Origin of the sequence: Micromonospora sp. NPDC005087 (assembly GCF_042872965.1) — a bacterium.
GTDB lineage: Bacteria > Actinomycetota > Actinomycetes > Mycobacteriales > Micromonosporaceae > Micromonospora.
Genome location: NZ_JBIALB010000002.1, coordinates 270,626 through 296,849 on the forward strand (window position 1 = coordinate 270,626; position 26,224 = coordinate 296,849).

33 protein-coding genes are annotated in these 26,224 nt (G+C 72.2%); 20 read left to right on the top strand and 13 right to left on the bottom strand.

Going from position 1 to position 26,224, the window contains the following annotated elements:
• Positions 1–11: 11 nt before the first annotated feature.
• Complete coding sequence (locus ACFYPS_RS06285; protein WP_387323131.1) at positions 12–719, bottom strand: HAD family hydrolase; 708 nt, start codon at positions 717–719, stop codon at positions 12–14.
• A gap of 105 nt (positions 720–824) precedes the next feature.
• Here ACFYPS_RS06285 and ACFYPS_RS06290 point away from each other — a divergent pair, with 105 nt between their 5' ends.
• The 3 genes from ACFYPS_RS06290 (at position 825) to ACFYPS_RS06300 (ending at position 3,793) form a co-directional block, all read left to right on the top strand.
• Complete coding sequence (locus tag ACFYPS_RS06290; RefSeq protein WP_354964563.1) at positions 825–1,784, top strand: DMT family transporter; 960 nt, start codon at positions 825–827, stop codon at positions 1,782–1,784.
• Between the two features lie 108 nt (positions 1,785–1,892).
• Positions 1,893–2,417: a SigE family RNA polymerase sigma factor gene (locus tag ACFYPS_RS06295; protein ID WP_387323133.1), complete on the top strand. Its 525-nt coding sequence runs from the start codon at positions 1,893–1,895 to the stop codon at positions 2,415–2,417.
• The gene (locus ACFYPS_RS06300) at positions 2,414–3,793 is read left to right on the top strand and encodes a hypothetical protein (protein WP_387323135.1); all 1,380 of its coding nucleotides are present in this window, start codon (positions 2,414–2,416) and stop codon (positions 3,791–3,793) included. The genes ACFYPS_RS06295 and ACFYPS_RS06300 overlap by 4 nt, the downstream gene beginning before the upstream one ends.
• An 8-nt stretch (positions 3,794–3,801) precedes the next feature.
• Here the strand turns inward: ACFYPS_RS06300 and ACFYPS_RS06305 are convergent, their stop codons facing one another.
• Both ACFYPS_RS06305 and ACFYPS_RS06310 read right to left on the bottom strand, forming a co-directional pair.
• Complete coding sequence (locus tag ACFYPS_RS06305) at positions 3,802–4,077, bottom strand: hypothetical protein (protein ID WP_387323137.1); 276 nt, start codon at positions 4,075–4,077, stop codon at positions 3,802–3,804.
• Positions 4,078–4,087: 10 nt separating this feature from the next.
• Positions 4,088–4,912, bottom strand: a complete 825-nt coding sequence (locus ACFYPS_RS06310) for an SDR family NAD(P)-dependent oxidoreductase (protein ID WP_387323593.1) — start codon at positions 4,910–4,912, stop codon at positions 4,088–4,090.
• Between the two features lie 129 nt (positions 4,913–5,041).
• Here ACFYPS_RS06310 and ACFYPS_RS06315 point away from each other — a divergent pair, with 129 nt between their 5' ends.
• Positions 5,042–5,998 (top strand): CoA ester lyase, encoded by a 957-nt coding sequence (locus ACFYPS_RS06315; RefSeq protein WP_354964567.1) that lies wholly within the window; start codon positions 5,042–5,044, stop codon positions 5,996–5,998.
• Between the two features lie 76 nt (positions 5,999–6,074).
• Here the strand turns inward: ACFYPS_RS06315 and ACFYPS_RS06320 are convergent, their stop codons facing one another.
• Positions 6,075–6,575: a DUF4190 domain-containing protein gene (locus ACFYPS_RS06320; RefSeq protein WP_387323139.1), complete on the bottom strand. Its 501-nt coding sequence runs from the start codon at positions 6,573–6,575 to the stop codon at positions 6,075–6,077.
• A 115-nt stretch (positions 6,576–6,690) separates the two neighbouring features.
• Here ACFYPS_RS06320 and ACFYPS_RS06325 point away from each other — a divergent pair, with 115 nt between their 5' ends.
• Positions 6,691–7,596: an SDR family NAD(P)-dependent oxidoreductase gene (locus tag ACFYPS_RS06325; RefSeq protein WP_354964569.1), complete on the top strand. Its 906-nt coding sequence runs from the start codon at positions 6,691–6,693 to the stop codon at positions 7,594–7,596.
• A gap of 37 nt (positions 7,597–7,633) precedes the next feature.
• Here ACFYPS_RS06325 and ACFYPS_RS06330 read toward each other — a convergent pair whose 3' ends face one another.
• Entirely contained in the window at positions 7,634–8,170 is a 537-nt protein-coding gene (locus tag ACFYPS_RS06330; protein WP_387323141.1) for a DUF4190 domain-containing protein, read from the bottom strand.
• Between the two features lie 177 nt (positions 8,171–8,347).
• On the opposite strand from ACFYPS_RS06330, the gene ACFYPS_RS06335 reads away from it, so the two are divergent.
• A complete protein-coding gene (locus ACFYPS_RS06335) occupies positions 8,348–9,544 on the top strand; it encodes an acyl-CoA dehydrogenase family protein (RefSeq protein ID WP_387323143.1) in 1,197 nt (398 codons plus the stop codon).
• 82 nt (positions 9,545–9,626) lie between these two features.
• Here ACFYPS_RS06335 and ACFYPS_RS06340 read toward each other — a convergent pair whose 3' ends face one another.
• Complete coding sequence (locus tag ACFYPS_RS06340; RefSeq protein ID WP_387323145.1) at positions 9,627–10,034, bottom strand: CoA-binding protein; 408 nt, start codon at positions 10,032–10,034, stop codon at positions 9,627–9,629.
• Between the two features lie 26 nt (positions 10,035–10,060).
• Positions 10,061–12,124 (bottom strand): intein-containing Rv2578c family radical SAM protein, encoded by a 2,064-nt coding sequence (locus ACFYPS_RS06345; protein WP_387323147.1) that lies wholly within the window; start codon positions 12,122–12,124, stop codon positions 10,061–10,063.
• Positions 12,125–12,217: 93 nt separating this feature from the next.
• Here ACFYPS_RS06345 and ACFYPS_RS06350 point away from each other — a divergent pair, with 93 nt between their 5' ends.
• Positions 12,218–12,637, top strand: coding sequence for a DUF393 domain-containing protein (locus ACFYPS_RS06350; RefSeq protein ID WP_354964574.1), 420 nt, complete (start codon positions 12,218–12,220; stop codon positions 12,635–12,637).
• Here the strand turns inward: ACFYPS_RS06350 and ACFYPS_RS06355 are convergent.
• The 3 genes from ACFYPS_RS06355 to trxA all read right to left on the bottom strand — a co-directional run bounded on the left by ACFYPS_RS06355 (position 12,601) and on the right by trxA (position 14,506).
• Complete coding sequence (locus ACFYPS_RS06355) at positions 12,601–13,554, bottom strand: HTTM domain-containing protein (protein ID WP_387323149.1); 954 nt, start codon at positions 13,552–13,554, stop codon at positions 12,601–12,603. The genes ACFYPS_RS06350 and ACFYPS_RS06355 overlap by 37 nt on opposite strands.
• Positions 13,551–13,991, bottom strand: a complete 441-nt coding sequence (locus ACFYPS_RS06360) for a hypothetical protein (protein WP_387323151.1) — start codon at positions 13,989–13,991, stop codon at positions 13,551–13,553. Before ACFYPS_RS06360 ends, ACFYPS_RS06355 begins: the two co-directional genes overlap by 4 nt.
• Before the next feature lie 152 nt (positions 13,992–14,143).
• Complete coding sequence (trxA, locus tag ACFYPS_RS06365; protein ID WP_007455291.1) at positions 14,144–14,506, bottom strand: thioredoxin; 363 nt, start codon at positions 14,504–14,506, stop codon at positions 14,144–14,146.
• A gap of 548 nt (positions 14,507–15,054) precedes the next feature.
• Between trxA and ACFYPS_RS06370 the strand changes: the two genes are divergently transcribed.
• The 11 genes from ACFYPS_RS06370 to ACFYPS_RS06420 all read left to right on the top strand — a co-directional run bounded on the left by ACFYPS_RS06370 (position 15,055) and on the right by ACFYPS_RS06420 (position 23,492).
• Positions 15,055–15,570, top strand: coding sequence for a MaoC family dehydratase (locus tag ACFYPS_RS06370; protein WP_089017858.1), 516 nt, complete (start codon positions 15,055–15,057; stop codon positions 15,568–15,570).
• Positions 15,571–15,680: 110 nt separating this feature from the next.
• Positions 15,681–16,196 carry a hypothetical protein gene (locus tag ACFYPS_RS06375; protein ID WP_387323153.1) on the top strand — a complete coding sequence of 172 codons (516 nt, stop codon included), beginning with the start codon at positions 15,681–15,683 and terminating at the stop codon, positions 16,194–16,196.
• 53 nt (positions 16,197–16,249) lie between these two features.
• Positions 16,250–16,873: a TrmH family RNA methyltransferase gene (locus ACFYPS_RS06380; RefSeq protein ID WP_387323155.1), complete on the top strand. Its 624-nt coding sequence runs from the start codon at positions 16,250–16,252 to the stop codon at positions 16,871–16,873.
• An 81-nt stretch (positions 16,874–16,954) separates the two neighbouring features.
• Positions 16,955–17,635 (top strand): DUF6758 family protein, encoded by a 681-nt coding sequence (locus ACFYPS_RS06385; RefSeq protein WP_387323157.1) that lies wholly within the window; start codon positions 16,955–16,957, stop codon positions 17,633–17,635.
• A gap of 116 nt (positions 17,636–17,751) precedes the next feature.
• Positions 17,752–17,910, top strand: coding sequence for a hypothetical protein (locus ACFYPS_RS06390; protein ID WP_165942702.1), 159 nt, complete (start codon positions 17,752–17,754; stop codon positions 17,908–17,910).
• 6 nt (positions 17,911–17,916) lie between these two features.
• A complete protein-coding gene (locus tag ACFYPS_RS06395) occupies positions 17,917–18,792 on the top strand; it encodes a PH domain-containing protein (RefSeq protein ID WP_387323159.1) in 876 nt (291 codons plus the stop codon).
• A gap of 103 nt (positions 18,793–18,895) precedes the next feature.
• Complete coding sequence (locus tag ACFYPS_RS06400) at positions 18,896–19,672, top strand: SigE family RNA polymerase sigma factor (protein ID WP_387323161.1); 777 nt, start codon at positions 18,896–18,898, stop codon at positions 19,670–19,672.
• A gap of 83 nt (positions 19,673–19,755) precedes the next feature.
• Positions 19,756–20,928 (top strand): hypothetical protein, encoded by a 1,173-nt coding sequence (locus ACFYPS_RS06405; RefSeq protein ID WP_387323163.1) that lies wholly within the window; start codon positions 19,756–19,758, stop codon positions 20,926–20,928.
• 70 nt (positions 20,929–20,998) lie between these two features.
• Positions 20,999–21,871, top strand: coding sequence for a PHP domain-containing protein (locus ACFYPS_RS06410; RefSeq protein ID WP_354964583.1), 873 nt, complete (start codon positions 20,999–21,001; stop codon positions 21,869–21,871).
• Positions 21,872–21,911: 40 nt separating this feature from the next.
• Positions 21,912–22,526 (top strand): MarC family protein, encoded by a 615-nt coding sequence (locus ACFYPS_RS06415; protein ID WP_089017854.1) that lies wholly within the window; start codon positions 21,912–21,914, stop codon positions 22,524–22,526.
• 138 nt (positions 22,527–22,664) lie between these two features.
• Complete coding sequence (locus tag ACFYPS_RS06420; RefSeq protein WP_387323596.1) at positions 22,665–23,492, top strand: RecB family exonuclease; 828 nt, start codon at positions 22,665–22,667, stop codon at positions 23,490–23,492.
• Between the two features lie 19 nt (positions 23,493–23,511).
• Here ACFYPS_RS06420 and ACFYPS_RS06425 read toward each other — a convergent pair whose 3' ends face one another.
• Both ACFYPS_RS06425 and ACFYPS_RS06430 read right to left on the bottom strand, forming a co-directional pair.
• Complete coding sequence (locus tag ACFYPS_RS06425) at positions 23,512–24,375, bottom strand: oxygenase MpaB family protein (RefSeq protein WP_387323165.1); 864 nt, start codon at positions 24,373–24,375, stop codon at positions 23,512–23,514.
• Positions 24,376–24,435: 60 nt separating this feature from the next.
• Entirely contained in the window at positions 24,436–24,864 is a 429-nt protein-coding gene (locus ACFYPS_RS06430) for a Fur family transcriptional regulator (protein ID WP_387323167.1), read from the bottom strand.
• 198 nt (positions 24,865–25,062) lie between these two features.
• Between ACFYPS_RS06430 and ACFYPS_RS06435 the strand changes: the two genes are divergently transcribed.
• On the top strand, positions 25,063–25,545 hold the full coding sequence (locus ACFYPS_RS06435; RefSeq protein WP_387323169.1) for a DUF2231 domain-containing protein: 483 nt from the start codon (positions 25,063–25,065) through the stop codon (positions 25,543–25,545).
• An 18-nt stretch (positions 25,546–25,563) separates the two neighbouring features.
• Here ACFYPS_RS06435 and ACFYPS_RS06440 read toward each other — a convergent pair whose 3' ends face one another.
• Positions 25,564–25,884 carry a hypothetical protein gene (locus tag ACFYPS_RS06440; protein WP_354964587.1) on the bottom strand — a complete coding sequence of 107 codons (321 nt, stop codon included), beginning with the start codon at positions 25,882–25,884 and terminating at the stop codon, positions 25,564–25,566.
• A 104-nt stretch (positions 25,885–25,988) separates the two neighbouring features.
• On the opposite strand from ACFYPS_RS06440, the gene ACFYPS_RS06445 reads away from it, so the two are divergent.
• Positions 25,989–26,171: a hypothetical protein gene (locus tag ACFYPS_RS06445; RefSeq protein ID WP_074316562.1), complete on the top strand. Its 183-nt coding sequence runs from the start codon at positions 25,989–25,991 to the stop codon at positions 26,169–26,171.
• Positions 26,172–26,224: the final 53 nt, after the last annotated feature.

Sequence of the window (26,224 nt, forward strand, 5' to 3'; positions counted from 1 at the left end):
CCGCGGTGCGGTCAGCCGACCGCCACGCCGATGACCTCGGCGTCGACGAGGTCGAGCACGTCACGCAATGTGCTGAGTGTCGGGCCGCGCCAGTCGCGGTCGGCGTTGAAGACCATGTGCTCGGCGAGGTCGGGCGCGGCGAGCCGGACCGCGGTCATCCCGACCCGCTCCGCGCCGGTCAGCTCCTGGCTGCCGCCGTCGCCGACGTACAGGCAGTCGCGCGGCGCGAGCCCGAGTCGCCGGCAGGCGGTCAGGTAGAGGGCCGGATCCGGTTTGCACCGTCCGACCTGCACCGAGAAGACCCGCACGTCGAGCAGCGGGGCGACCGCGAGCTGTGGCAGGAAGGCCGGCAGTTCGTGCGTACAGTCGCTGATCACGCCGGTGCACAGGCCGCGCTGGCGCAGCGCCGCCAGCACTGGCACCGCGTCGGCCCGCAGCCGGGTGTCCGCGCGGACCGCGCGATGCCGGGAGGCCACGGCCGCGCGCACCGCATGGTCGCTGGGGTGTACGCCGGCCTGGGCGCAGACCCACCGCAGCGTGGCCTCCGCGTTGCCGAGCCGGCCGGCGGCCCGCTCGTAGTAGGTGCGGTCCAGCACCTCGGTCAACGTGTCGGTGTGGCATCCAAGCAGCTCGGCGGTGCCGAGGTGGGCGGCGCCGCGCTGGACCGGACGGGTCAGGGTGCCGAAGAAGTCGAACAGCACCGCCTGGTAGGTCGGCATGGGGAAGCGCCTCCGGGCGGTCGAGGGTCGCCGGCGCGGACCCGCGTGATCGTAACGGAGTGCTGACGTTCTGTGTTATCCGCGAGCGTGTGAGGATTGCTTCCCGTGCCCCCTTCCTCACACCGCCCGCCCCCGGATCCGCTGACCACCGGCGCGGTCGGCCTGGCCGTGGTCGCCGTGTCGTCGTCCGCGCCGCTGATCGCCTACGCCGCCGCTCCCGCGCTGGCCATCGCGTTCTGGCGCAACCTGCTCGCGGTGGCCGTGCTGAGCCCGTTCTCGCTGGCCCGGCGTCGCGCCGAGTTCCGTGCGCTGGCCGGTCGGGCGGGCCGGCGGGAGGGGCTGTACTGCGTGCTCTCCGGGGTCGCGCTGGCCGCGCACTTCGCGACCTGGATGCCGAGCGCGCAGCTCACCTCGGTCGCCACGGCCACCGCCCTGGTCGCCACCCAGCCGGTCTGGCAGGGGCTGATCGCCCGCGCCCAGGGCCGCGGGCTGCCCCCGGTGGTCTGGATCGGCATCGCGGTGGCGGTCGGCGGCGCGGTGATCGCCACCGGCGCGGACGTGGGCATCTCCGGGCGGGCCGTCCTCGGTGACCTGCTGGCGCTGACCGGTGGCCTGTTCGCCGCCGTCTACACCGCCTTCGGTGAGCGGGCCCGGGCCAGCATCAGCACCACCACGTACACCACCATCTGCTACGGGATCTGCGCGCTGATCCTGCTGGTGGTCTGCCTGCTCGGTGGGGTCCGGATGACCGGCTTCGACGGGCGTACCTGGCTGGCCATCCTGGCCCTGGTGGCCGGCGCGCAACTGCTCGGCCATTCGATGTTCAACTACGCCCTGCGCCGGATCCCGGCGACCACGGTCAGCGTGCTGATCCTGCTGGAGGTGCCCGGCGCGGCGCTGCTCGGTTGGGTCTGGCTGGGGCAGCTGCCCCGCCCGTACGCGCTGTTGGGAATGGCGCTGCTGCTGGTCGGGGTCGCGGTGGTGGTGCTCGGTGGCGCCCGAGCCGGCCGTCGCGCCGCGCCGCCCACCCCGCTCCCCGCCGACGCCGCCCCGTTGACAGACTGACCGCCCGCCCGGCCCGGGCGAAATCCGGGACGACCTGAGGAACGTGGATGGCGGTTCCCTCCGGGGCGGGCCCGCCCGGCGTCTGCCCGGATGAGGAGGGCGATCCGTTTGACGACTGAGGACCGCACCCGGGACGGCTTCGCCGATTTCGTACGGGCCGAGACCGCCGGGCTGACCCGGTTCGCGTACCTGCTGACCAGCGACCGGCACCACGCCGAGGACCTGGTGCAGGTGGCGCTGGCCCGGGTCGCGGTGCGTTGGGAACGGCTCGACGACCCGGCCGCCTACCTGCGCCGGGTGCTCTACACGCAGGCGGCGAGCTGGTGGCGGTGGCGCCGGGCCCGCCCGCCGGAGCGGTTGGGCGGAGCGCTGCCGGAGCGGGCCGGTCCGGGCGACGACACGGACCTGCGGCTGGTGCTCCAAGCGGCGTTGGCCCGGCTGACCGTTCGGCAGCGCGCGGTCCTGGTCCTGCGCTACTACGAGGACCGCACCGAGACCGAGACGGCCGTGCTGCTGGGCTGCCGGGTCGGCACCGTGAAGAGCCAGACCCGGCACGCCCTCGGGCGGCTGCGCGTCCTCGCCCCCGAGCTGGCCGAGCTGGTTGGCCGTAACCCGCAGGAGGTGGCGCGATGACCGCCCGGCTCAGCGAGGAGCTGCGTCGCCTCGCCGACGACGTTCCGCCCGCGCGCGTACCGGCTGGGCTCTTCGACTCCGCGCGGACCCGGCACCGGCGTCGCCGGGCCGTCGCCGCCGGCGCGCTGGCCGTGCTGGTCCTGCTCCTCGGCACCGGGTACGCGCTGCACCCGGTGGCCCTGCCGTCGCCCGCCGCCCCACACTCCGATGCCCCTGGCCTGCCCACCCGAATCGTCGACCCGCCGCTGCGCACCGCCTCGGTGCGGGACTCGGCACCCGGCGCGGCGGCGATGCTCTTCGGCGGCCCGGCCGTGCGCACCGACTGGTTCGAGACCCGGATGGGCGTGCTGGCAGCCGACGCCGACCGGTACCGGGTACTGGACGCGGGGCAGCTCACCCCGGGCTTCGACGCGCTGCTGTCCCCGGACGGCCGGTACGCCTGGATCGGCGCGTCCCTGCTCGACCTGACATCCGGGCGGTTCACCCCGGACCGGACGGACGGCTACCCGCTCGCGTTCGCGGCGGATGGCGAGCGACTCGTCTACGCCGACGACGACGCCGCCTTCACCCCGCCGAACACCTACACCACCCCGTACGTCGGGGTCTACGACCGGGAGCGCGGGAAGGACGTCCTGCGGGTCCCGGTGGGCACCGCCTGGATTCCGCCGGGACGCACGGCGGCGCTCTCTCCGGACAGCGGTGAACTGGCCCTCCAGGTCCGGGACGAGGTCTGGCTCGCCCGGGTCGCCGACGCCAACGCGGACGGCGTCGCCGAGCCGTACCGGAAACTGCCGCTGCACGGCGGGCGGCTCGGCGGGGCCGGGTCCTGGCTGCCGGACGGGCGTGCGGTGGCGGTCCTGGACCGGTCCACCTGTACCGACTGCCCGGTGCCCGGCTACCCGCGTACCTGGACGCTGGCCGTCCGGTCCACCGTCGACGACGCACCGCGGGCCGGGGCGCCGTTCCCGCCGCTGCGCTCCCGTACGTTCGTCCAACTGCTCGGCTGGCGCTCGGCGGACGAGGCGGTCGCGCTGGTCGGTGTGCCCGGCCCGGAGGCGGTGGACCGGCCAGAGGACCACGACATCGCCTGGGGTCCGTATCACGAGCCGGGCACGGATCGGGTGGAACTCGTGGTGCTGCGCCGGGGCGCACCGGCGCCGGAGGTGCTCTTCCGCACCCCGGAGGGCATCACCGAGCTGACGGTCGCCGCCGACCTGGCGATCGACGGCGCGGTACGCGAAACCGGCCGACCCGACTACGGGCCACTGCCGTTCTGGCTGCTCGCCATGGGGTTCATCCTGGCGCTCGTGGTGGGCCTGCCGGTGCTGTCGCTGCTGCGGCGCTGGCGGGGTCGGCGGCTCGCCCGGCGCTTCTGAGACACGCCCTACGCCTCGTACACCTCGATCACGCGCGTGGTCGGCGCGGACCCGCCGAGTGCGGCGCGCAGCGCGGACCGCTCCGGGTCGACGAGGAACGACTCGTATCCGGCGCGCGCGTCGAACCGGATGACGTGCACCTCGGCCCGCTCGTCGATGCCGCGCAGTCGCCGTTCCAGGTGGCCGCCGTGCCGGCCGAGCAGCGCCAGCACGGCGTCCTCGTAGCGCTTTCCGGCGGCCTCGGCCCCGACGGGGAACTCGACGAGCGCGACAAGCGTCAGCATGGTGGTCACGCTAGTCCGCGATGCCGACGGCCTTGGCGCTGGCCGCCCAGAGCCGGGCGGCGAGCTGCGGGTCGGCGGCCTTGCGGTACGGCCGGCGCGGCCGCCGGTCGTGGTAGTAGCCGCCGTCGATCAGTCGGGACCGGTCCTGGTTGGCCAGCCAGACCAGGGTCTCGGCACCCTTCTCGGGGCTGCGGAACGGCAGGAGTCGCATGCCGAGGGCGACCAGCCGGCTGTCGTTGGCGAACCGGGTCCGCACCACCCCCGGGTGGAAGCTGTGTGCCGGAATGCCCGGCCAGCGGCGGGCAGCCTCGGCGGTGAACAGGATGTTCGCCTGTTTGCTCGTGCCGTACGCGCCCATCGGCCGGTAGCGGCCCAGCGGCCTGTTCAGGTCGTCCGGCTCCAGCGTGCCGAAGCGGTGCGCGCCGGAGGCGGTGACCACGATCCGGCCGATCCGGTCGGCGAGCAGGTTGGTCAGCAGGAACGGCGACAGGTGGTTGGCCTGGATCGACAGCTCGAAGCCGTCGACGGTCGTGAGCGGCTGAAGTGCGATGGCACCGGCGTTGTTGGCCAGCAGGTCGATCCGGCCGTACGCGTCGCGCAGCCGCTCGGCGAGCCGGCGCACGTCGTCCAGCACCGCGAAGTCTGCCCGGAACAACTCCGGACGCTCGCCCGACGTCTCCCGTACCCGTTCCGCCGCGGCCTGCAACCGGGCCGGGTCCCGCCCGACCAGCACCACCTGATCGCCGCGGCACGCCAGGTCCACGGCGGCGGCCAGCCCGATGCCGGAGCTGGCGCCGGTCACCACCACCAGTCGCCGCCCAGTGAGATCTTCCACAGGTCCATTCACCCCGGTCATGGCGCGAGGTTACCGTGGCGTCACCACGCCCTTTGGGATCGTTAAGTTTCTCGGATCTGTCGTCAGGTGGCGTCGGCGTGCCCGCCGGACGCTGGAAGGAGCGCATCCATGGCCGCAGTCGGTCGTCCCCGCCGGTCCTGCCTCGCCGTACCGGGTTCCAGCGTCAAGATGCTCGGCAAGGCGCAGGGCCTCCCGGCCGACCAGGTCTTCCTCGACCTGGAGGACGCCGTGGCCCCGCTGGCCAAGCCGGATGCGCGGAAGAACATCGTGGCCGCGCTCAACGAGGGTGACTGGGCCGGCAAGACGCGCGTGGTCCGGGTCAACGACCTGACCACCCCGTGGACCTACCGGGACGTCATCGAGGTCGTCGAGGGTGCCGGCGCCAACCTGGACTGCGTAATGCTGCCGAAGGTGCAGACCGCCGAGCAGGTGCACTGGCTGGACCTGCTGCTCACCCAGATCGAGAAGACGCTCGGCCTGGAGGTCGGCCGGATCGGCATCGAGGCGCAGATCGAGAACGCCGCCGGCCTGGTCAACGTGGACGCCATCGCGGGCGCCTCGCCGCGGGTGGAGACCATCATCTTCGGCCCGGCCGACTTCATGGCCTCGATCAACATGAAGTCGTTGGTGGTCGGGGCGCTGATCCCGGACTACCCGGGCGACCCGTACCACTACATCCTCATGCGGATCCTGATGGCCGCCCGGATGCACGACAAGCAGGCAATCGACGGCCCGTTCCTGCAGATCCGGGACGTGGACGCGTTCCGCGAGGTGGCCAAGCGTTCGGCGGCGCTGGGCTTCGACGGCAAGTGGGTGCTGCACCCGGGCCAGATCGACGCCGCCAACGAGGTCTACCAGCCGGCGCAGGCCGACTACGACCACGCCGAGCTGATCCTCGACGCGTACCAGCACTACACCTCGGAGGCCGGCGGCAAGCTCGGCGCGGTGATGCTCGGCGACGAGATGATCGACGAGGCGTCCCGCAAGATGGCGCTGGTCGTCGCCGCCAAGGGCCGGGCCGCCGGGATGAGCCGTACGTCGTCGTTCACCCCGCCCTCGGAGTGACCGTGCCGGGCCGCGACGACAGCCGGCGTCCGTCGTCGCGGCCCGACAACCGGCGCTGTGCCGACCCGTTCGCCGCTCAGTAGCTGTCGTTGCCGGCGCTCGTCGCGATGGCGATGACGATCATGACGACGTAGAAGGCGATCAGCAGCACCAGCAACCCGGTGAAGATCCAGCCGACGATGATCGCGGCCTTCGCCATCCCCTCGCCGCCCTCGCCGCTCAGCCGGATCTGCTTCTGGGCCACGTGACCGAGGATCGCGCCGACCGGTGCGGTGATGCAGGACGTTGCGCCGACCAGGGCCAGCACCAGCGCCGCGATAGCCAGCCCGTTGGTCTTCTGGGGCGCCGGATAGCCGTAGCCGGCGTACTGCGGCGGATAGCCGGGTGGGGCGTACCCGGGCATCGGCTGACCCGGGGGCAACTGCCCAGCGGCGTACGGGTCGACCGGCGCGTACGGGTCCGCCGGGCCGGGTTGGGTGGGAACCGGCTGTCCGGCCACAAGGGTCGGATCCAGCGGAGGGCTCGACTGTTGGCCGGTGGGATCGGTCCAGCCGCCGGGTGCGTGGGGATAGGTCATGCGATTCTCCGTCAGGTCGGGTGCGCCGTCAGGGTAGCCAGCGGCGACCAAACCGGATGCCCCCGCTCCCGGGTGCCGCGTTGCTCGGGCCCGTCCTACCGGGCAGGATCCTGGCATGGCAATGGATGCGCGCGCCGCCGATCGTTCCGGCAGTCGACCGAGACGGGACGTCAGCCGCCCCGGCGCAGGCCGGCGCGGCCGTGCGGCCACACCGGCCGGTGCCACCGGCGCGGACGAGCCGGTCGCGCTCGCCGACCCGGTGACCATGCGACTCGACGGGCGGGTCGCCCTGGTGACCGGAGCGGGCAGCCCGGACGGCATCGGGTACGCCACCGCCCGCCGACTCGCCGACCTGGGCGCCCGGGTGGCCATTGTCTCCACCACCCGGCGCATCCACGAGCGGGCCACCGAACTGGGGGTGACCGGCTTCGTGGCGGACCTGACCGACGAGTCCGAGGTCGGCGCGCTGGCCGACGCGGTCGCCGAGCAGTTGGGTGACGTCGAGGTGCTGGTCAACAACGCCGGCCTGGCCAGTCGGGCCAGCCAGGGTGTGCTGCGGCCGGTCGCGCAGCTGACCTACGACGAGTGGCGCGGCGAGATCGACCGCAACCTGTCCACCGCGTTCCTGTGCAGTCGGGCGTTCATCGGTGGGATGGCCGAGCGCGGCTGGGGGCGGATCGTCAACCTGGCCGCCACGGCCGGCCCGGTCAACGCTCTGCCCACCGAGGCCGCGTACGCCGCGGCGAAGGCCGGAGTGGTCGGGCTGACCCGGGCGCTGGCCATGGAGATGATCGCCGACGGGGTGACCGTGAACGCGGTGGCCCCCGGCACCATCTACACCGCGGCGTCCACGATGGCGGAGATCAAGCAGGGGCTGGGCACCCCGGTCGGTCGACCGGGCACTCCGGACGAGGTCGCCGCCGCGATCAGCTTCCTCTGCTCGCCGGCCGCCTCGTACATCACCGGTCAGATGCTGGTGGTGGACGGCGGTAACAGCGTCCGCGAGGCCCGGTTCCGTTGACCGGGCACGTCCACAGGGGACGGGTCCTGGCCGCCGGTCAGTAGCCGCCGCTGTCGCCGGTGTTGCCGATGAGGACCAGCGCCAGCCAACCACAGCAGGCCAGCAGGGTGAGCCCGGTGAAGGCGTAGCCGAGGACCAATCCCCAGGTGGCGAGCTGGCCGCCCTCCTCGCCGCTGGTGCGGATCTGCCGCTTGGCCACGTGGCCGAGGACAGCGCCGGCCGGGGGGAACACGAAGGCGAACACCAGCGACAGGATCGCCAGCACGTTGGTGCCCCGACCCGGTCCGGACGACGGAGGGCCGTACTGCCCGTAGGGGCCCTGCGGAGGGTACGGCGGCTGCTGCGCCCAGTGCGCCGGCTGGTGCGGTCCCTGCTGCTGGTACGGCGAGGGGTCGTCCGCCGGCGGCCCGTACGGCGAGCGCTCCGGCGGCCCGAAGGCCGACTGGTCCGGCGGCGGCGCGTACGGCGACTGGCCCGCCGGCGGAGGCGCGTAGGGCGACTGGTCCGGGGGTGGCTCGTAGGGTGACGGCGGCTGCTCGTCCTCGGGCGGTCCCGACGGCGGCGGGTAGCTCACGGCTGTCCTCCTCCTGCCGGTGCCGGAAAAGTCCCTCTTGCCGGACGCTACCCGCAGCGGTGAACCTTTTCACAGCGGTTGTGTGGACTGGTCACCTTGGCCTCGCTGGCCCCGGAGGCCGATACTGACCCAGCGTTCAGTTACCCATGAGTAGTGCGCTGATCCCCGGAGGCTGAGATGGCTCGACTCGCCCAGACACCCGGCCTGACCGATGTGCAGCGGTCGATCCTGGAGACCGTCCGGGAGTTCGCCGACAAGGAGATCATCCCGCACGCTCAGCGGCTGGAGCACGCCGACGAATACCCGACCGACATCCTCGACGGGATGCGCGAGATGGGGCTGTTCGGCCTCACCATCGACGAGGAGTACGGCGGCCTCGGCGAGTCGCTGCTCACCTACGCGCTGGTGGTGGAACAGCTGTCCCGAGGCTGGATGTCGATCTCCGGCATCGTGAACACCCACTTCATCGTGGCGTACCTCATCTCCCAGCACGGCTCCGCCGCGCAGAAGGCCCGGCTGCTGCCGAGGATGGCCACCGGCGAGGTACGCGGCGCGTTCTCGATGTCCGAGCCGGAGACCGGCTCCGACGTCTCGGCCATCAAGTCTCGGGCCGTCCGCGACGGCGACCGCTACGTGCTCAACGGTCAGAAGATGTGGCTCACCAACGGGGCGTACTCCTCCGTGGTGGCCACCCTGGTCAAGACCGACACCGGCGCCGAGTCGGTGTACGGAAACATGAGCACCTTCCTGCTGGAGAAGGAGCCGGGCTTCGGCGAGACCGCACCCGGCCTCACCATCCCCGGCAAGATCGACAAGATGGGCTACAAGGGCGTCGAGACCACCGAGATGGTGCTCGACGGGGTGACCGTGCCCGACTCGGCGATCCTCGGCGGCGCCGACAAGGTGGGCCGGGGCTTCTACCAGATGATGGACGGCATCGAGGTGGGCCGGGTGAACGTGGCCGCCCGCGCCTGCGGCATCTCCATCCGGGCCTTCGAGTTGGCGGTCAGCTACGCGCAGCAGCGCAAGACCTTCGGTCAGCCGCTCGCCAAGCACCAGGCCATCGCCTTCAAGCTCGCCGAGATGGGCACGAAGATCGAGGCCGCGCACGCCCTCATGGTCAACGCCGCCCGGCTCAAGGACGCCGGCCAGCGCAACGACGTCGAGGCCGGGATGGCCAAGCTGCTCGCCTCGGAATACTGCGCCGAGGTCGTCCAGGAGGCGTTCCGCATCCACGGCGGCTACGGCTACTCCAAGGAGTACGAGATCGAGCGGCTGATGCGGGAGGCCCCGTTCCTGCTCATCGGCGAGGGCACCTCCGAGATCCAGAAGACCATCATCTCCCGCGGCCTGCTCAAGGAATACAAGCTCTGACCTCCGCCCGGCCCGCAGTCAGGGAAGCAGACGGCGGTCGGTCGTGAGCGTGATGAATCCGGCCGCAGCGTGCGGGAGCGGTTTAGCCGAGGCGGGTGAGGGCGCCGACGGCGCGCTCGACGGCGAGGCAGCGGTCCTCGACGTAGTCCATCCCGGCGGCCTCGGCGATCCGCCGTGCCTCGGCGGAGACGATGCCCAGCTGCAACCAGACCGCCCGGGCGCCGATCGCCGCCGCGTCCCGGACCACCTGCACGGCGTCGGCTGCCGGTCGGAATACGTTCACCAGGTCGACCGGGTGCGGGATGTCGGCCAGCGTGGGGTAAGCCCGCTCCCCGAAGAGCTCCTCGACGCTCGGATTGACCGGAATGATCCGCCAGCCGTGCCGCTGTATCTGCAACGGCACACTGTGCGCGGCCTTGTCCGGGTCGCGGGACGCGCCCACGACGGCGATCACGGCGGAGTCGGCGAGGATCTGCTGAGCGGTACGCACCCGCCGACTGTAGCGCCGCCCGCCGGCTAGAGCAGGGTCAGCTGCTCAGCCGGCTGTGGTGGTGGCTCGGGGAGGCTGCGGTTGTCACCCAGATCAGCGCGGTGCAGCCCGTGCCGGCGGCCCGCGATCCGCACCCGCGCGGTCAGCTCCCGCTGGTACGCCTGCGGGGCGTAGGCGCCGGCCCGGTAGAGCTCGCGGTAGCGGGGGACGAGGTGCGGGTGCTCCCTGGCCAGCCAGTGGGCGTACCACTCCCGGGCGCCAGGGCGCAGGTGCAGCGCCAGCGGGGTCACGCTGGTCGCCCCGGCGGCGGCGATCGCCGACACGGTGGCGTCGATCGACTCGTCGGTGTCGCTCAGCCCGGGCAGGATCGGGGCCATCAGCACCCCGACGGAGAAACCGGCGTCGGCGAGCGCCCGGACCGCGTCCAGCCGCCGGCGCGGGTGCGGCGTGCCCGGCTCGACGGAACGCCAGAGCTGCTCGTCGACGAAGCCCACCGAGAAGGAGATGCCGACGCTGGTCACCTCAGCGGCCTGGCGCAGCAATGGCAGGTCCCGCAGGATCAGCGTGCCCTTGGTGAGGATCGAGAACGGGTTGGCGAAGTCTCGCAAGGCGGCGATGATCTGCGGCATCAGCCGGTAACGGCCCTCGGCGCGCTGGTAGCAGTCCACGTTGGTGCCCATCGCCACGTGCGCGCCCCGCCACTTCGGTGCGGCCAGCTCCCGCCGGACCAGCTCACCGGCGTTGACCTTGACGATCACCTTCCGGTCGAAGTCCGTCCCGGCGTCCAGGTCGAGGTAGGTGTGCGTATTCCGGGCGAAGCAGTTGTGGCTGACCACCCCGTTGGCGATGAAGTCCCCGGTGCCGGTGGTGATGTCCCACAGCGGCAGTTCCAGCCCGAGCGCTTGGATGCCCACCACCCGGAGTGCGGTCTGATGCTTCAGCGCGGCGCCCTCGATCGACCGCTTGCGAGTGATGGCCGGGTCGGTCAAATGGAAGAAGCGCAACCGTGCCGGGAGACCCCCGGTCAGCCGTACGTAACGCAGTCGGTTGGTCCGCCGGCGGTCCTCCAGAACACTGGTGAATCCGAAGGCGCGCAGTGCTTCCGTCGTGTAGCTGAGAATCTGATCATCGCAGTTGGCGATCCTCAGGATGCCCTGGCTGCAACTGCCCTCGGCATCGAAGATGCCAGCGAGGAACCCTCGCTGCCACTCAGAAGTCGGATGTTTCGGCCATCGGATCATCTCCCTGATGGCATCGACCTTCTGCTTACCCGAAGCGCGGACGGCCTCCATCTTCCGCCGGTCAGGCATGGCACGACCGAACGAGGAGCGGCTTGTCTCGACGCCCGTTTCCCTCAAAAACTGCTCGGTACGATCGAGTGCCTCGCTGTCCGCGAGCGCCAAGCGAAACTGGTGACTCCAGCTCTTGCCTGTGGCGTAGGTGCCTATGGTTCCGTCACCACGCACCATGCCGCAGATATAGCCGCGACGGTAGTCGTGGGAGGCCTTCGGAGTTGTTTCGAACGCGCCAGTGCCGATCAGGCGATTGTTGGTGGTGAGGTAGGGGCGTTGGTCGGTGCCGGCCATGTCGCCGGTGATGTGTTTCCAACCTCGCTCCGTCAGGAAGCGGTGGTCCCCGCTGGCGATGAGCGTCGTGCCGTCCTCCAGGGTGACCCGGTAAGCCGCTTTCACGGTCGACCACTTGTCCAGCACGGTGGTGACGACGTATCGCCGGTAGGCGCCGCGCCGCTCCGTCCCGTAGATCCGGTCGCCCGGCTCCAACTCGCTGATCGGCTTGGTGCGCCCGTCCGCCATCAAGACTGGGGTGTCACCCGAGACGCAGTAAACGCAGGCATGAGAACAGCCCCGGTACGGGTTGATGGTCCACTCGAAGGGGACGCGGGACTGCCCCGGCACACGGTTGATGATGGATTTGGCCCGCACCTCGTAGAAGGTCATCCCGGCGAACTCCGGGGTGTCGAAGGTGCGGGCGACGGCGCCGGGCAGCGCCAGCGGCAGGGGTGGCGTCGCTGGCGCTGCCCGCTCGGGGTCTCCCTCAACCGGGGGAGCGGTGAGGTTGTCCCAACGCATGGCCACTATTCGAACACGTGTACGAGGGAAGCGCAAGTGACCCGCCGGACACCGGTGCCCGGTCGGGCGGTGACGGAGGGGAGGATGGACAGCATGAAGACGTCGACCTTCGTCTACGACGGGGACTGCGCGTTCTGCACCCGGTGCGCCGAGTTCATCGAACGCCGCATCCCCACCGCCGCGCGGGTGGTGCCCTGGCAGTTCGCCGACCTGGACGCGCTCGGCCTCACCGCCGACGAGTGCGAGGAGGCCGTGCAGTGGGTCGGCGCCGACGGCTCACGCGCCGCCGGCCCGGACGCCATCGCGAAGCTGCTCGCCGCGAGCGGCCCGGTCTGGCGGGTCGCCGGCGCCGGGCTGCGCTTCCCGCCGGCGCGCGCCGCGGCCTGGCCGGCGTACCGCTGGGTGGCGCGCAACCGGCACCGGCTGCCGGGTGGCACGGCGGCGTGTGCCCTTCCGCAGGAGGCCCGGGAGCGGCTCTACGGCCCGACCGGTCGCCCGACCACCGGCGGCTGACCGCCCAGCGGCGCCGGCTCGGCGCCCTCCAGGGCCGGCGCAGCGCTCGGCTCCGGCGGGTCCTGGACCGCGGCGCTCGTCGGCTCGGCCGTGGGGCGGCCGACGAGCCGGCGGGCCCAGACCAGCGGGCGGACCCGCTCCAGCGGCAGGAAGCTGGTCATCGCCGCCAGGTGCGGTGCGAACGAGATGGTGATGGTCGCGAAGGTCACCACGTGGAACGAGTAGAAGAAGCCGACCATGGCCGACCGCCAGCGGGCCGGCAGCAGGAAGACCACCGGGCTGAACAGCTCGAAGGCCACGATGCCGAACTGGGCGACGATCAGCAGGTACGGCACCTGGGCGATAAGGTCCGCCAGGTCGGTGCCGCGCCGGATGATGGCCCGCGCGAGCACCGAGCCGGTCAGCCAGTCCAGCCCGCCGAAGCGCAGCTTGGCCCAGGCGGCCAGGAAGTACGTGCAGATCACCGCGATCTGGGTGACCCGCAGCGCCCAGCCGCCAGCCTCGGTGCGGGTGGTGTCGCCGTGCCGGGCGCGGCCGGCGGTGGGCAGTACGGCCAGCGCGACGAGCAGCCCGAACCGGTCGTGGTCGACCTTTCCGTAGCTCATCGCGATGATCATCCACAACAGGTACAGCGCGCACACCGACCAGCCGAGCAGCCGATGCGCCCGTCCGGTTGCGGCGAGCAGGGCGAGCAGCAGCAGCACCCAGAAGATCACCGCCACCAGCGCCGGGGTCGGGGTGGGTAGCGGGAGGAGCCGGCCGACCAGCAGCGGCTGGTAGAGCTCGCCGGGCACGCTGGCCCTGGTCCGTACCCAGGGTGTGAAGACGACCAGGTCGGCGGCGACGAAGAGGTAGATCAGGGTCCGGAACGCGGCGATGCGGCCTCGCGGCACCGCTTCGGTCAGCCAGCGACTCATCGGGGGGCCTGCCAGCGGACCACGGTCTCATCGGTGTGCTGGCCGGTCGGCCGGCCGGCGCGGATGCCGTGCCAGCGGATGACGATGCGGACCTCGACCAGCTCGGCGGCGTCCGGGTGGCGTTCGGCGTACGCGTCGGCGACCTCGGTGAGCAGCGTCGGGTCGGCGGCGTATCGGGCCTGCTGACCCTCGATCTCGGCGCGGCGGATGCCGGTCGCGTCCTGGCCGAGGTCGATCACGGCCCCGGAGCTGTTCACCCCCTCAACTCGCGTGTCGGGGGCCGGCGCGTTCGGCGGATTCGAGGTGGAGTACATCCGGAACGGGCCGAACGGGAAGTCGTCGTCGCTGCCCCAGAAGGTGCCGGCCAGCAGCAGGACGAGACCGAGTGCGGTCGCGCCCAGCCGGGTCACGCGCCCGCGGGTGGTCAGGTTCTCCATCGGGTCGTGACGATACGGGATCTACCGACCGCGTTGGTTCCCACCGGCGGTCAGTTCCGCCTGCCCGGGCAGGTGATCATGTGCGCGCTTCCGGGTACGACGAAGGCCAGGCCCGTACCGGGCCCGGCCTCGCGTGCCGTCGCGGGGACGGCTCAGTGGTTGTGCTCGGCCAGCTGCTTACGGACGTCGTCCATGTCCAGTGCCTCGACCTGCTCGATCAGGTTCTCCAGCGCGGACTCCGGCAGCGCACCCGGCTGGGCGAAGACGATGACGCCGTCGCGGATCGCCATGATCGTCGGGATCGACCGGATGTCGAACTTGGCGCCCAGCTCCTGCTGGGCCTCGGTGTCGACCTTGCCGAAGACGATGTTCTGGTGCTTCTCCGAGGAGCGCTCGTAGACCGGGGCGAACCGCTTGCACGGACCACACCAGTCGGCCCAGAAGTCGACCAGGACGATTCCGTCGTTGCCGGTCACCTCGTCGAAGTTCGTCGAGGTCAGCTCAACGGTTGCCATTGCACTCTCCGATCACCGCGGTTTGTCTACGTCCCGTAGAACCAGGGCTGACCGTATCGAATTCCCGGGCGGTCGGGCACGAAACGTGCTGTGGGCTGACTGCGGGCACTGAGGGTCATCGACCCACGTCTGTGCGTTCCGATCTGCGGAACGCAAGTGCATGACGCACTTGCGTGACCGGACGTGATGGGAGCGTTTCCAGGGAGATCCATTCGATCGAGCGCTACGAATCGGTAACTTGCCCCTTGACAAGCAGGTATCGGGCCTGCAGAGATCGCCGATCACCCTGCGCTCAACTACGGAAAGTAGTGTTACAAAAGAGTAAATGTGACGCCGGTCTCTGTTGAACCTACGCTGCCGTAGGGCAGAATTCTCCGCATCAGAGCGTGGGCGGCGGGTGCCGGGGAGGGCCCCGCCGCTCATTGCGTCTCCCCCCGAGCGAGCGACCGGTGTGACTTTTCCGCCGGGGTCACGCCCCGCGGGTCACCTTAACCACCGGTAAGGCATGCTGTGCCGAACTCCATCGCCGCCCGTCGAAGGGGACCAGGATGCAGTTCGGCCGTTACTACGAGGAGTTCGAGGTCGGCGCGGTCTACCGGCACTGGCCGGGCAAGACGGTCACCGAGTACGACGACCACCTCTTCTGCCTGCTCACCATGAACCACCACCCGCTGCACATGGACGCGCACTACGCCGAGACGGCCAGCCAGTTCAAGCGCAACGTCGTGGTCGGCAACTACATCTACTCGCTGCTGCTCGGCATGTCGGTGCCGGACGTCAGCGGCAAGGCGATCGCCAACCTGGAGGTCGAGTCGCTACGGCATGTGGCGCCCACCTTCCACGGCGACACCATCTACGGCGAGACCACCGTGCTGGACAAGCGGGAGTCCGGGTCCAAGCCCGACCGCGGCGTGGTGTCGGTGGAGACCCGCGGCTACAACCAGGACGGCACCATGGTCTGCGTCTTCCGCCGCAAGGTCATGGTCCCCAAGCGGGAGTACGCGGCCAGCAACGTCCCCGAGGGAGTGGACCCGGAGCGGCCCAGCTTCCCCGAGCCCCGCTGAGCACCGCGGCGGGCTACCCGCGCCGGCGTCGGGCTCCTTCCCACACCAGGTTCTGAGGGGGAAGGGGCCCTTTTCCCGTTTCGAGGCATATGCTGGCGCCGGAGGTTCCGATGAGCCACTCCGTTGCCGGAGAGCCGCCCTCTGCCGGTCGCCGAGCCGCACCCTTGACCACCGCCGTCTACTCCGCCGCCGAGTGGGACCTGCTCACCAGCCTGCCCGGTCGGGTCCTCGTGGCCGCCGCCGCCCCGGGCCCCGGCCGGCCCGCGCGCGGGGTCATGGCGGGCCTGGCCGGCCTGGACGCGGTCGCCGCCGGCCGGGCTTTCGACAGCGATCTGGTCCGCGCGGTGGTCGCCGCGATCTACGCCCGCCACGACGGCACCCAGCCCCCGACCGAACGGCTCACCGATCTGGTGGACCTGCTGGCCGCCTGCCGGGCGGCGGTCCGGGTCCTGCACCGGCGCGCCGACCCCGCCGACTCGGCCGCGTACCGCCAGTGGGTGCAGTCGGTCGCGGCTCGGGTCTGCCGGGCGGTGCCCGCCGCCGGCGAGCCCTCGGCCGACCGGTCGACCAGCCCGGCCGACCGGCGGTTCCTGGACCGGCTCGGTGGCGCGCTCGGGCTGGGTTGAACCGGCAGGCCGTCGGTGGCGAACGCGGGACGGGTCCGTACTCTCTGATGACCGTGACCGACGACCAGCTTGAGGTGGGCGTGGGCCCCTGGCCGGGGGACCTGCCGGACGACCCGCGCTACGACCCGCAGTTGCTGGCCGAGGGGGACCGGCGCAACGTGACCGACCGCTATCGCTACTGGCGGCACGAGGCCATCGTCGCCGACCTGGACCGGCACCGGCACGGGTTCCACGTCGCCATCGAGAACTGGCAGCACGACTTCAACATCGGCACGGTGGTCCGCAACGCCAACGCCTTCCTCGCCGCCGAGGTGCACATCGTCGGACGGCGACGGTGGAACCGGCGCGGCGCGATGGTGACCGATCGGTACCAGCACGTCCGGCACCACGAGACGATCGAGGAGTTCGTCGGCTGGGCCGCCGGGCAGGGGTTACTGGTGTTCGGCATCGACAACCTGCCCGGATCGCGCCCACTGGAGACCGGCACCCTGCCGCGGAAGTGTGTGCTGCTGTTCGGCCAGGAGGGGCCCGGTCTCTCCGAACCGGCCCGCGCCGCCTGCGACCAGCTCTACTCCATCGCCCAGTACGGCTCCACGAGGTCGATCAACGCGGGTGTGGCCAGCGGCATCGCCATGCACGCGTGGATCCGCACCCACGCCGGGCCGCCGCCGGACTGACCACGCCACTGAGTGCCGAATCGGGCGTTCCGGCTTGACGGGCCGGCGGTCCGGGGTGACGGTGGGGATGTGAGTGTCGCGGTGAGTTGTCCGAGATGCGGGGGCTCGGTACGGGCGCCGGATCTGATGCACACCGAATCGAGGTGCCTGCACTGTGGCCCGGTGCCACCGCTGCACGTGCCCGAGCACATCGGAGCGGACATCCTGGCGAGCGTGGTGGACCGGATCACCGCGGCGACCGCGGATCCGCCGGGCACGCCGCTGTGGTGCCCGTGGCCGCTGCCGCCCGGCTGGACCCTCACCGGCGTGGCGTACGCCGGGGACGACCGCACCGGAGTTCGGGCGACCGCGGTGGCCTGCGCGGGCCCGGCGCCGCTCGGTGGCGGCCCGGCCGATCTGCTCTTCGTGGCAGAGGAGCCGGGCGTCGGCCTGGGCACCCGGCTGGCCGGGCTGTCCGGCCCGGACCCCGGACCGGAGTTGGCCGACGCGTTGACCGACCCTGGGCCGGGCCACCCCGAGCACGTCGGGCAGGCCCGGATCCGGGTCGGCGGGCATCCCACTCCACTGTGGCTCGTGAATTCGCCGACGGATCGAAGCGCGTACGCCGGCGAGGCTCGGGGAATGTGGCTGCATGCGATAGCCTGGCCGGCGAGTGCGGGTCACCTGCTCGCGGAAGATGTCGTGCTGCACGACCTGACCGAGTGGACTCCGCCCGAGCTCGTGTACGGCGCACCGTCCCCGTACCTACCCGGGAGAGCTTGACATGGCTCCCGGATTGACGGAGAACGGACGCAGATATTCACTGTACGACACCACACTGATACTCTGGGTGCCGCTGCGGTAATGGGACCCGGCGCCGCGCGAGAGGATGGCCCGCCATGGTCAAGAAGGTCCTCACCTGGGCCGGAATCGCATTCTTGATCTTCTTCGTCGCCTACCGGCCAAACTCTGCGGCGGATGTGTTCAAGTCGCTCGGCGGCGGGATCGTCGACATCGCCCAGGGGTTCGGCGACTTCTTCACCAGCCTCGTCGCCTAGCCGCCCATGGGCAGCCCCTCCGGTCCACCCTTCGACCCGGACGACCCCGACCGGGAGCGCCGCGAGCGCGACACCGAGCCGATCCCGCGGATCGGGCCCGACGACGGCCCGGGCTACGGCGCCGGCCCCGGCCTGTCCGACGGTCCGTCCCTATCGGACGACGTCGGCTACGGTGACGGGCCGGGCTACGCCGGTGAGGGTCGTTCGGGCCGGGCCTGGATCCGTGATCCGGAGGCCGGCTACCAGCCTCCGCAGATCTCCGAGGACGAGCTGGCCGGGTTGCGCGCCGACGCGACCGGCGCCACCCCCCGGCGGGTGCTGCCGCTGGAGGACGAGCCCAGCTCGCTGGTCGCCCGCTACCTCTTCCCCACCGAGCGCTACCGGGGTGAGTGGAAGCGGCACTGGATCCACCTCACCACCCCGCTGCTGGTCGGCATCGCGGCGACCTTCGTGCTCGGCTACCTCTCCGGCTTCCTCGCCGGGCAGAACGTCGGGGCGTTGACCACCGTCGCCGTGCTGCTCTGGTTCGCGGTGATGGGCTGGGTGGCGTGGAAGGTCGCCGACTGGTGGTATGACCGGTTCATCCTGACCAACAAGCGGGTCATGGTGGTCAACGGCATCATCACCCGCCGGGTGGCCATGATGCCGCTGGTCCGGGTCACCGACATGAAGTACGAGCAGACGCCCTCCGGTCGGGCGCTCAACTACGGCACCTTCGTGCTGGAGTCCGCCGGCCAGGAGCAGGCGCTACGCGAGATCAAGAACCTGCCCAACCCGAACGAGCTCTACCTGCGAGTGGTCGAAGAGATGTACGAGCCGCAGGCGGTCGAGGCGCGGCTGGGCAAGGAAGCCGACGAGGCCAAGGCCGACGACGGGGCGTGAAGGTTTTCGTCCGAACATCGGAGCAAGTGCGCACCTTTCGTCATGGACCGGAGCGCCTCTGACATGGCACTCTGCCAGGACGGCTGGGGTGCGGAGGTGCGTGGTGGCGAGCAGGGACCCGTTGGAGGAGGAGTTTCGCGACTTCGTCGCGGCTCGCTCCGCCGCCCTGCTGCGTACCGCGTACCTGCTCACCGGCGACTGGGCCACGGCCGAGGACCTGCTCCAGACGGCGCTGACCAAGACCTATCTGGCGTGGAAGCGGCTCGGTGGGATCGAGGCGGTCGAGCCGTACGCCCGGCGGGTGATGGTCAACACATCGACGAGCTGGTGGCGGCGGCGCTGGCACGGTGAGCGCCCCACCGAGGTGCTGCCCGAGCGCGCCGGTGTCGACGAGATCGAACAGCAGCTGGACCGCGACCTGCTCTGGCGGCACCTCAGGGAGCTGCCCAACCGGCAGCGAGCGGTACTGGTGCTGCGCTACTACGAGGACATGTCCGAGGCGCAGACCGCCGCGATGCTGAACATCTCCCCGGGCACCGTGAAGAGCCAGGCCTCCCGGGCGCTGTCCACGCTGCGCCGGCGGATGGGCGCGGCCGCACCAGAGTTGGCCGGCGAGGCCACCACCGGCGGCCGGACCGCCGTTGCCGGGACGCTCCGGAGCGGCGCAGGCCCCGCGCGTGCCGGTGGCGCGACCACCCCGAGCGGGCAGGTCACGGCCACCGGCGGTGCCGCGCCCAGCCGGCCCCGGACGACGACCAACCCGGCGTCCCGTCCGGCCGTGCCCCGCCCGATCGCCCCCCGTCCGGTCGAGCTGCCGGTCGAGTTGGCCGTCGATCCGGCGGCCGTGCCGGTCGGCACGGGCACCGGAGAGCAGCGGTGAAAGCATTCCCGGGGCGGTCAGGCAACCTGACGGGCAGCCCGCCGCGTCCCTACCACGTGCGACCTGACGAGCTGGATGGTGCGGTGCGGGAGACCCTCTCGCACCAGGTCGCCGTACCCCGCCCACTGAGCCCCGATCCGGCCGGCCAGGCCATCCGCCGGGCGAACCGGATCCGGCGCCGTCGTACCACGGGCGGCCTCGCCCTCGCGGCGGTCGCCACGGTGCTGGTCAGCACCGTGATGGCCCAGCTCGGTGACGATTCCGGTGGGCAGGGCACACCCATCGTCGTGATCGGTGACCCGAACCCGTCGGCCCGGCCGATTCCCTCGGCCGCACCCGCCCCCGCGCCCTCGCCCGGGACGTCCCTCGACCTGCTCGTCGACGGAACGCTGATCAGCGCGACCGGGGGGCGGCTGGAGCTGTCTGGCGTCGGGCCGGCCGAAGCCGCCCACCTGCTGCCCGGCGGCGGCGGTTGGTTGGTGGTTGGCGCTCCGACCGCCGCTGGCCGTTCCCTTTGGGTGGCGCAGCGCGACGGGCTGGTGCAGGTGCTGCTGGCCGGGGCGGGCGCGATCGTCGTGGCACCCGACGGCCGCCAGGTCGCCTGGCGCGACGGCACCGGCCTGCTGGTGGCGGGGGTGGTCGGCACCCAGCTCATCGGGCCGGTGCGCACCTCCCTACCCGCCGACGCGGAACCGGTCCGGTTCGTCGGCGACAGCGTGCTGGTCCGGCTCGACCCGGACCGCGCGGGCCACGCCCTGTGGCGGCCCGGCGCCGGGCAGCTGACCGTGGGCGTCGACCGGACCACGCTGAGCATCTACGGCGCGCTGCCCGACGGACGGCTGGTCGGCCAGGTCGCCGCCGGCGACACGAGCGGGACCTGCCTGGCCGTACTCGACCCGAAGCGTGACCTGAAGCGGGTCAGCACCGGCTGCGGTCCGCAGCTGAGCGAGGACGGAGTCGGCGGGATCTCCGCCGACGGGCGGTGGCTGCTGGTGAACGGGCGGGTCGGCAAGGCCGCCCGCGCACTGCTGGTCGACCTGCAGCGGTTCGGACCGGACATGACCGCCGTGCCGGCCGGGCCGCCTGCGACCGGCGCGATCGCCTGGACGACCGACTCGGACGCCACCTACGTCGACGGCGCCGGCCAGCTGGTCCGGGTCGACGTCGGCCGGGTGCGGGCCGGAAACCAGGCCCAGGCGGTCCCGGCGCCCGACGTGCAGCCGGGGAACCGGCCGGTCGTGGTGACGGGCTCCTGACCACCTGCACCGGTCGCGAGCGGGCAGGCCTCGACAGAACCGGGTCGGTGGCGCTGGGTAGCGTCGGGTGATGACCTCGCGTACCGGCTCCGCCCCGCGAATCGACCTGCACGCCCACTCGACGGCCAGCGACGGCACGCTGAGCCCGGGCGAGCTGGTCCGCGCGGCCTCCCACGCGGGGCTGGACGTGCTGGCGATCACCGACCACGACACCACCGCCGGCTGGGCGCCGGCCGTGCGGGCGCTGCCGCCCGGGCTGCGCCTGATCCGGGGCGCGGAGCTGTCCTGCCGCTGGTCCGGCACGGAGTCGCCGGTGCCGCTGCACCTGCTGGCGTACCTGTTCGACCCGGACCACCCGGAGCTGGTCGCCGAGCTGGCCCGGGTGCGTGCCGCCCGCGAGGAGCGGGGCGAACGCATCGTCGGGCTGCTGCGCGCCGACGGCGTCGACGTGAGCTGGCCGGACATTATGGCTGGCGCGGGGGGAGGCACGGTGGGCCGGCCGCACATCGCGCAGGCGCTCATCCGGGCCGGCCTGGTCGGGAGCACCCGGGAGGCGTTCGGTCCGGACTGGCTGGGCGAGCGGTACCGGCTGCCCAAGGAGGACATCGACGTGTTCCGGGCGATCCGGCTGGTCCGGGCGGCCGGCGGGGTGCCGGTCTTCGCCCATCCGCGCGCCACCCGACGCGGCCGGGTGGTGCCCGACGAGCTGATCGCCGAGCTGGCCGCCGCGGGGCTGGCCGGGCTGGAGGCCGACCACGAGGACCACAGCCCGGCCGAGCAGGCGCACGTACGGGCACTTGCCGCCGAGCTCGGTCTGCTGGTCACCGGCTCCTCGGACTTCCACGGCACCCACAAGACCGTCCAACTCGGGGCGTTCAACACCGGTGTCGAGGCGTACGAGCGGATCGTCGCCGCGGGGGTGACCGAGGTCGCTTCGGGCTGATCCGGGTTTCGGTCCACAACGGCGCGGCTAGGTTGATCACGTGGATCTGAAGCTGTTCGGCGAGGTTTTCGTGACCCTGCTGGTGATCACCGACCCGCCGGGCATGATGCCGATCTTCCTCGCGCTGACCGGCCCGCTGCCCGCCCGGGACCGGAACCGGGCGGCCTGGCAGGCGGTGGCGCTGGCGCTCGGCGTGATCGTGATATTCGCGGTGGCGGGGCAGACCCTGCTCGATTACCTGCACGTGGACCTGCCCGCCCTGCAGGCGGCCGGCGGCCTGCTGCTGGTGCTGGTCGCCCTGGAACTGCTCACCGGCAAGGCCGACGACCCCAGCCAGCAGGTCACCTCGAACATCGCGCTGGTGCCCCTGGGCACCCCGCTGCTGGCCGGCCCCGGCGCCATCGTCGCCACCATGCTCTTCGTCCAGCAGGCCGACGGGCTGGGCGACTTCACCGCCATCGCCGCGGCGATCCTCGCCGTGATGGTCGCGGTCTGGATCGTGCTGCGCTTCTCGGGCGGCATCGTGAAGATCCTGCGCCCCGGCGGGATCGAGGTGCTGACCCGGATCGCCGGCCTGCTGCTGGCCGCGATCGCCGTGCAGCTCATCGCGGACGCGGTGGCCGCCTTCGTCACGCAGTACGTGAACATGACCTGACCCGGCACCCCCGTGCTGTCGGGGGTGGGTGGCAGGATCGCAGGCGTGCGACGATCCTCTTCAGCCGGACGACCGGCCGCCGGCGGCCGAGCCCCGCAGCAACGTGCCGGCAGCGCCGAGCAGCTCGGCTTCGAGGGCATGCCGGAGCGGCTCTTCGTCTGCACCCCGAGCAAACTCGGTGCGTACGCGGACTGCCCGCGCCGCTACCGCTACTCCTACGTCGACCGGCCGGCCCCGCCCAAGGGCCCGCCGTGGGCGCACAACTCGCTCGGCGCCAGCGTCCACACCGCGCTGAAGAACTGGTATGCGCTGCCCGCTGACCGGCGTCGCCCAGAGGCGCTGGCCACCCTGCACAAGGGCACCTGGGTCCGCGAGGGCTACCGCGACGACGAGCAGGAGCGGGCCGCCTACCGGCGGGCGTTGGGCTGGCTGGAGGCGTACGTCGAGACGCTGGAGCCGGACGCCGACCCGCTCGGCGTCGAGCGGGTGGTGGCGGTCAAGACCGCCGTGCTGGCCTTCAACGGCCGCGCCGACCGGATCGACTCCCGCCCCGGGCCGGACGGCCAGGAGCTGGTCATCGTCGACTACAAGACCGGTCGCACCGGGCTGGACACCGACGACGCCCGGGGCTCGCAGGCGCTGGCGCTCTACGCGTACGCGGCCGAGCGGGTGTTCCGCCGCCCGTGCCGCCGGGTCGAGCTGCACCACCTGCCGACCGGCACGGTGGCGGGTCACGACCACACCGTCGAGTCACTGGCCCGGCAGTTGACCCGGGCCGAGGAGACGGCCCGCGACATCATGGCCGCCGAGCGGGCGGTCGCCGACGGCGGCGACGCGGATGCGGCGTTCCCCGTGGCGCCCGGCCCGCGCTGCGGCTGGTGCGACTACCGGCGGCACTGCCCGACCGGCGCGCAGACGCCGGGCAAGGATCCGTGGGCGGCCGTGGACCGACCCACCGACGGCTGAAACCTCTGGCGACGCGGGGTCAGCCGGCCAGCGGGGTGGCGGTGAGCCGTTCGGCCCGCTGCCTGGCGGCCTGCCGGATCGGCCCCTCCCGGTAGCGCCGGGGGACCGTGCCGAGTGCCAGCCGCAGGGCGCGCACGGTCAGGTCCGCTGACAGGGCGGTGGTGGGCAGACCGAGCCCGCCGTACATCCGGCGGGCCCACGCCGGCAGCAGCGCGAGCGCGGTGCCGGCGATCCCCAGGTACGCCCAGCGTGCTGGCCCGAGGCCGAGCCCGAGTCGGGCCGGCAGGTTGAGTTTCCACGGCAGCGGCGGGGCGGTGAGCAGGAGCGCGGTCTCCGCCGCCTCCCGGGTCATCCGCAGCTCGGGTCGCACCGCGCGGTAGTACTCCGCGACCTCCTCGGCGGTGCCCGGGACGCTGCCCGGGTCGAGGCCGACCAGGGCGGCGGAACGGCGCTGCTCGGTGTAGTACCCGTCCACCTCGTCGTCGGTGAGCGGCAGCCCGGCCCGCCGGGCCGTGCTGAGGAACGACTCGACCTCGGCGACGTGCACCCAGCGCAGCAGATCCGGCTCGTCGATTCGGAACTCCGCGCCGGTGTCCGGGTCGGTGGCCCGCATCCGGTCGTGCAGCCGGCGCAGTCGCGCCCCGGCCGCCTCCGCCTCGGCGGTGGTCCCGTAGATGGTGGTCGCCACGTAGGTGGCGGTGCGGACCAGGCGGCCCCAGGCGTCGGTGCGGTAGTCGCTGTTCTGCGCGACCCCGGCCATCGCGCGCGGGTGCAACGCCTGGAGGTAGAGCGAACGCAGGCCGGCGACGATCAGGATCGGCTCCTCGTGCACCTTCCACGTGACCGAACCCGGACCGAAGAGGCCGAGGTCATCGGAGTCCACCGCCCAAGAGTGCCACGGCCCGACCGACCCCGCCGGTCACCTCTCCGGACGCGAGCCCGGTCAGCTGTCGGCGGAGCGGCGGGTCTGGCAGCCCGGGCAGAGACCCCAGAAGGTCACTTCCGCCTCGTCCACCTCGAAGCCATGCGAGACGCTCGGCTCGAGGCAGGGGGCGCTGCCCACCGCGCAGTCGATGTCGGCGATCTCGCCGCAGCCCCGGCAGACCACGTGGTGGTGGTTGTCGCCGGCGCGCGCCTCGTACCGGGCGGGACTGCCGGCCGGCTCGATCCGTCGGGACAGCCCGGCCCGGGACAGCGCCCCCAGCACGTCGTAGACCGCCTGGGTGGAGACCGAGTCGAGGCGTTCGCGGACCTGTCGGGTGATCTCGTCGACCTCCAGGTGGCCGCCGCCGGCCAGCACGTCGAGCACCGCGAGGCGCGGTCGGGTGACGCGCAGGCCCCTCGATCGCAGCAGTTCCTCGGCACCGGACATGCGCCAATGACAGCACGTGCGACCGGCGCCGACAACCGACGTCCGGTCGGGGTGGCCGCGGACACAGTCGGCGGTGGCCGGATCGGGGCGCGGTGAACCCGATCGAGAGGCAGCGCGTGTCTCCGGTCGAGAGCCTGGGGGCGGCCGGCGAACCGTAGGCTGGCCACCCCCTGACCGTGATCCACCTGGAGGGTGTCGATGTTCGAGGAGATCCAGGGTCTACCGGTACACGTCCTGGTGGTCCATGCGGTGGTCCTGTTCGTGCCGCTGCTGGCTGTGCTGGCCGTCGCGTACGTGGGACTGCCGCGCTGGCGGCACCGGCTGGACTGGGCGGTGGCCATCCTGGCCGTGGCCGCTCCGCTGACCGCCTTCGTGGCCATCCAGTCGGGTAAGGCGTTCACCGACGCGCTGGTCGCCCGGGGTTTCCAGGGCCCGATCTTCGACCAGATCTTCGAGCACTCCCGCTACGGCGACATCCTGTTCCGGATCGTGGTGCCGCTCGGGATCGTGGCCATCCTGCTGTTGGTGGCGACCAGCGGGCACCCCCGGGTGCCGCGGCTGCCGGCACTGGTGACCCCGGTGTTGGCGGTGGCCGTCGTCGCGCTCTCCATCGCCGCCCTGGTCTACGTCTACCTGACCGGCCACTCCGGCGCGCAGGCCGTCTGGGGCACCACCCTCTGACCGTCGGTCACGACGGGGTCAGAAGAGAACCCGCGAGCAGAGCAGGCAGACCAGGACCACCAGCACCACGCCGACCGCCGCGCCGAAACCGTAGGTGACCCGCTGCGCGCGCTGCTCGGCCACGTCGAGGCCGGCCATGTCCTGCGGCGGCAGCCGCCGGGGCGGCGTCGGCTCCAGGTGTACGGGTGGACGCCAGCCCGCCGGCGGCGGCACGCTCGGCGGTGGGCCGGCGTACCCGGGCGCGGGCGCGGCGGCGGCTTGGTCGGGTGCTTCCTCGCCGCCGGTCCCGGGTCGCCGCCAGTAGTCGTCCGGGGTGCTGCCACCGCTGGGGGTCGTCACGCCGTCCGACGCTACCAACGCGGCCGGCGGCTCGGTCGCTTCTGGCCGGCGCGCCACCGTCTGCCACCGGTCCGCTGCCGTCGGCTGCGCTAGTCTTGCCGCTCGTGAGCACCGAGGACCCCGGCACGCAGGGCGCGCGCGGCGACGATGACCGCACCGTCGACCTGAGCGAAGACTTCGTGGTGCTGCCCGAGCAGACCGCCGACGACACCGACCGCGGCTGGGGCGAGCGGCCCGGCGGCAACGACGACTGGCTGCTCGCCGAACGCCCTCCGCACTGGGGCTGACCCGGCTCCCGTCCTGCGGGTCGGCGCGGCTGCCGCCCCCGTAGCGAGTCTCG

Bases quoted from the DNA above. Each gene is read 5' to 3' on its own strand.
- ACFYPS_RS06430 (WP_387323167.1), bottom strand. From the start codon at position 24,864: ATGTCCGGTGCCGAGGAACTGCTGCGATCGAGGGGCCTGCGCGTCACC.
- ACFYPS_RS06370 (WP_089017858.1), top strand. From the start codon at position 15,055: ATGCAGTTCGGCCGTTACTACGAGGAGTTCGAGGTCGGCGCGGTCTAC.
- ACFYPS_RS06350 (WP_354964574.1), top strand. From the start codon at position 12,218: ATGAAGACGTCGACCTTCGTCTACGACGGGGACTGCGCGTTCTGCACC.
- ACFYPS_RS06390 (WP_165942702.1), top strand. From the start codon at position 17,752: ATGGTCAAGAAGGTCCTCACCTGGGCCGGAATCGCATTCTTGATCTTC.
- ACFYPS_RS06305 (WP_387323137.1), bottom strand. From the start codon at position 4,077: ATGCTGACGCTTGTCGCGCTCGTCGAGTTCCCCGTCGGGGCCGAGGCC.
- ACFYPS_RS06355 (WP_387323149.1), bottom strand. From the start codon at position 13,554: ATGAGTCGCTGGCTGACCGAAGCGGTGCCGCGAGGCCGCATCGCCGCG.
- ACFYPS_RS06375 (WP_387323153.1), top strand. From the start codon at position 15,681: ATGAGCCACTCCGTTGCCGGAGAGCCGCCCTCTGCCGGTCGCCGAGCC.
- ACFYPS_RS06300 (WP_387323135.1), top strand. From the start codon at position 2,414: ATGACCGCCCGGCTCAGCGAGGAGCTGCGTCGCCTCGCCGACGACGTT.
- ACFYPS_RS06285 (WP_387323131.1), bottom strand. From the start codon at position 719: ATGCCGACCTACCAGGCGGTGCTGTTCGACTTCTTCGGCACCCTGACC.
- ACFYPS_RS06315 (WP_354964567.1), top strand. From the start codon at position 5,042: ATGGCCGCAGTCGGTCGTCCCCGCCGGTCCTGCCTCGCCGTACCGGGT.
- ACFYPS_RS06420 (WP_387323596.1), top strand. From the start codon at position 22,665: ATGCCGGAGCGGCTCTTCGTCTGCACCCCGAGCAAACTCGGTGCGTAC.
- ACFYPS_RS06435 (WP_387323169.1), top strand. From the start codon at position 25,063: ATGTTCGAGGAGATCCAGGGTCTACCGGTACACGTCCTGGTGGTCCAT.
- ACFYPS_RS06325 (WP_354964569.1), top strand. From the start codon at position 6,691: ATGGCAATGGATGCGCGCGCCGCCGATCGTTCCGGCAGTCGACCGAGA.
- trxA (WP_007455291.1), bottom strand. From the start codon at position 14,506: ATGGCAACCGTTGAGCTGACCTCGACGAACTTCGACGAGGTGACCGGC.
- ACFYPS_RS06395 (WP_387323159.1), top strand. From the start codon at position 17,917: ATGGGCAGCCCCTCCGGTCCACCCTTCGACCCGGACGACCCCGACCGG.
- ACFYPS_RS06360 (WP_387323151.1), bottom strand. From the start codon at position 13,991: ATGGAGAACCTGACCACCCGCGGGCGCGTGACCCGGCTGGGCGCGACC.
- ACFYPS_RS06335 (WP_387323143.1), top strand. From the start codon at position 8,348: ATGGCTCGACTCGCCCAGACACCCGGCCTGACCGATGTGCAGCGGTCG.
- ACFYPS_RS06320 (WP_387323139.1), bottom strand. From the start codon at position 6,575: ATGACCTATCCCCACGCACCCGGCGGCTGGACCGATCCCACCGGCCAA.
- ACFYPS_RS06410 (WP_354964583.1), top strand. From the start codon at position 20,999: ATGACCTCGCGTACCGGCTCCGCCCCGCGAATCGACCTGCACGCCCAC.
- ACFYPS_RS06345 (WP_387323147.1), bottom strand. From the start codon at position 12,124: ATGCGTTGGGACAACCTCACCGCTCCCCCGGTTGAGGGAGACCCCGAG.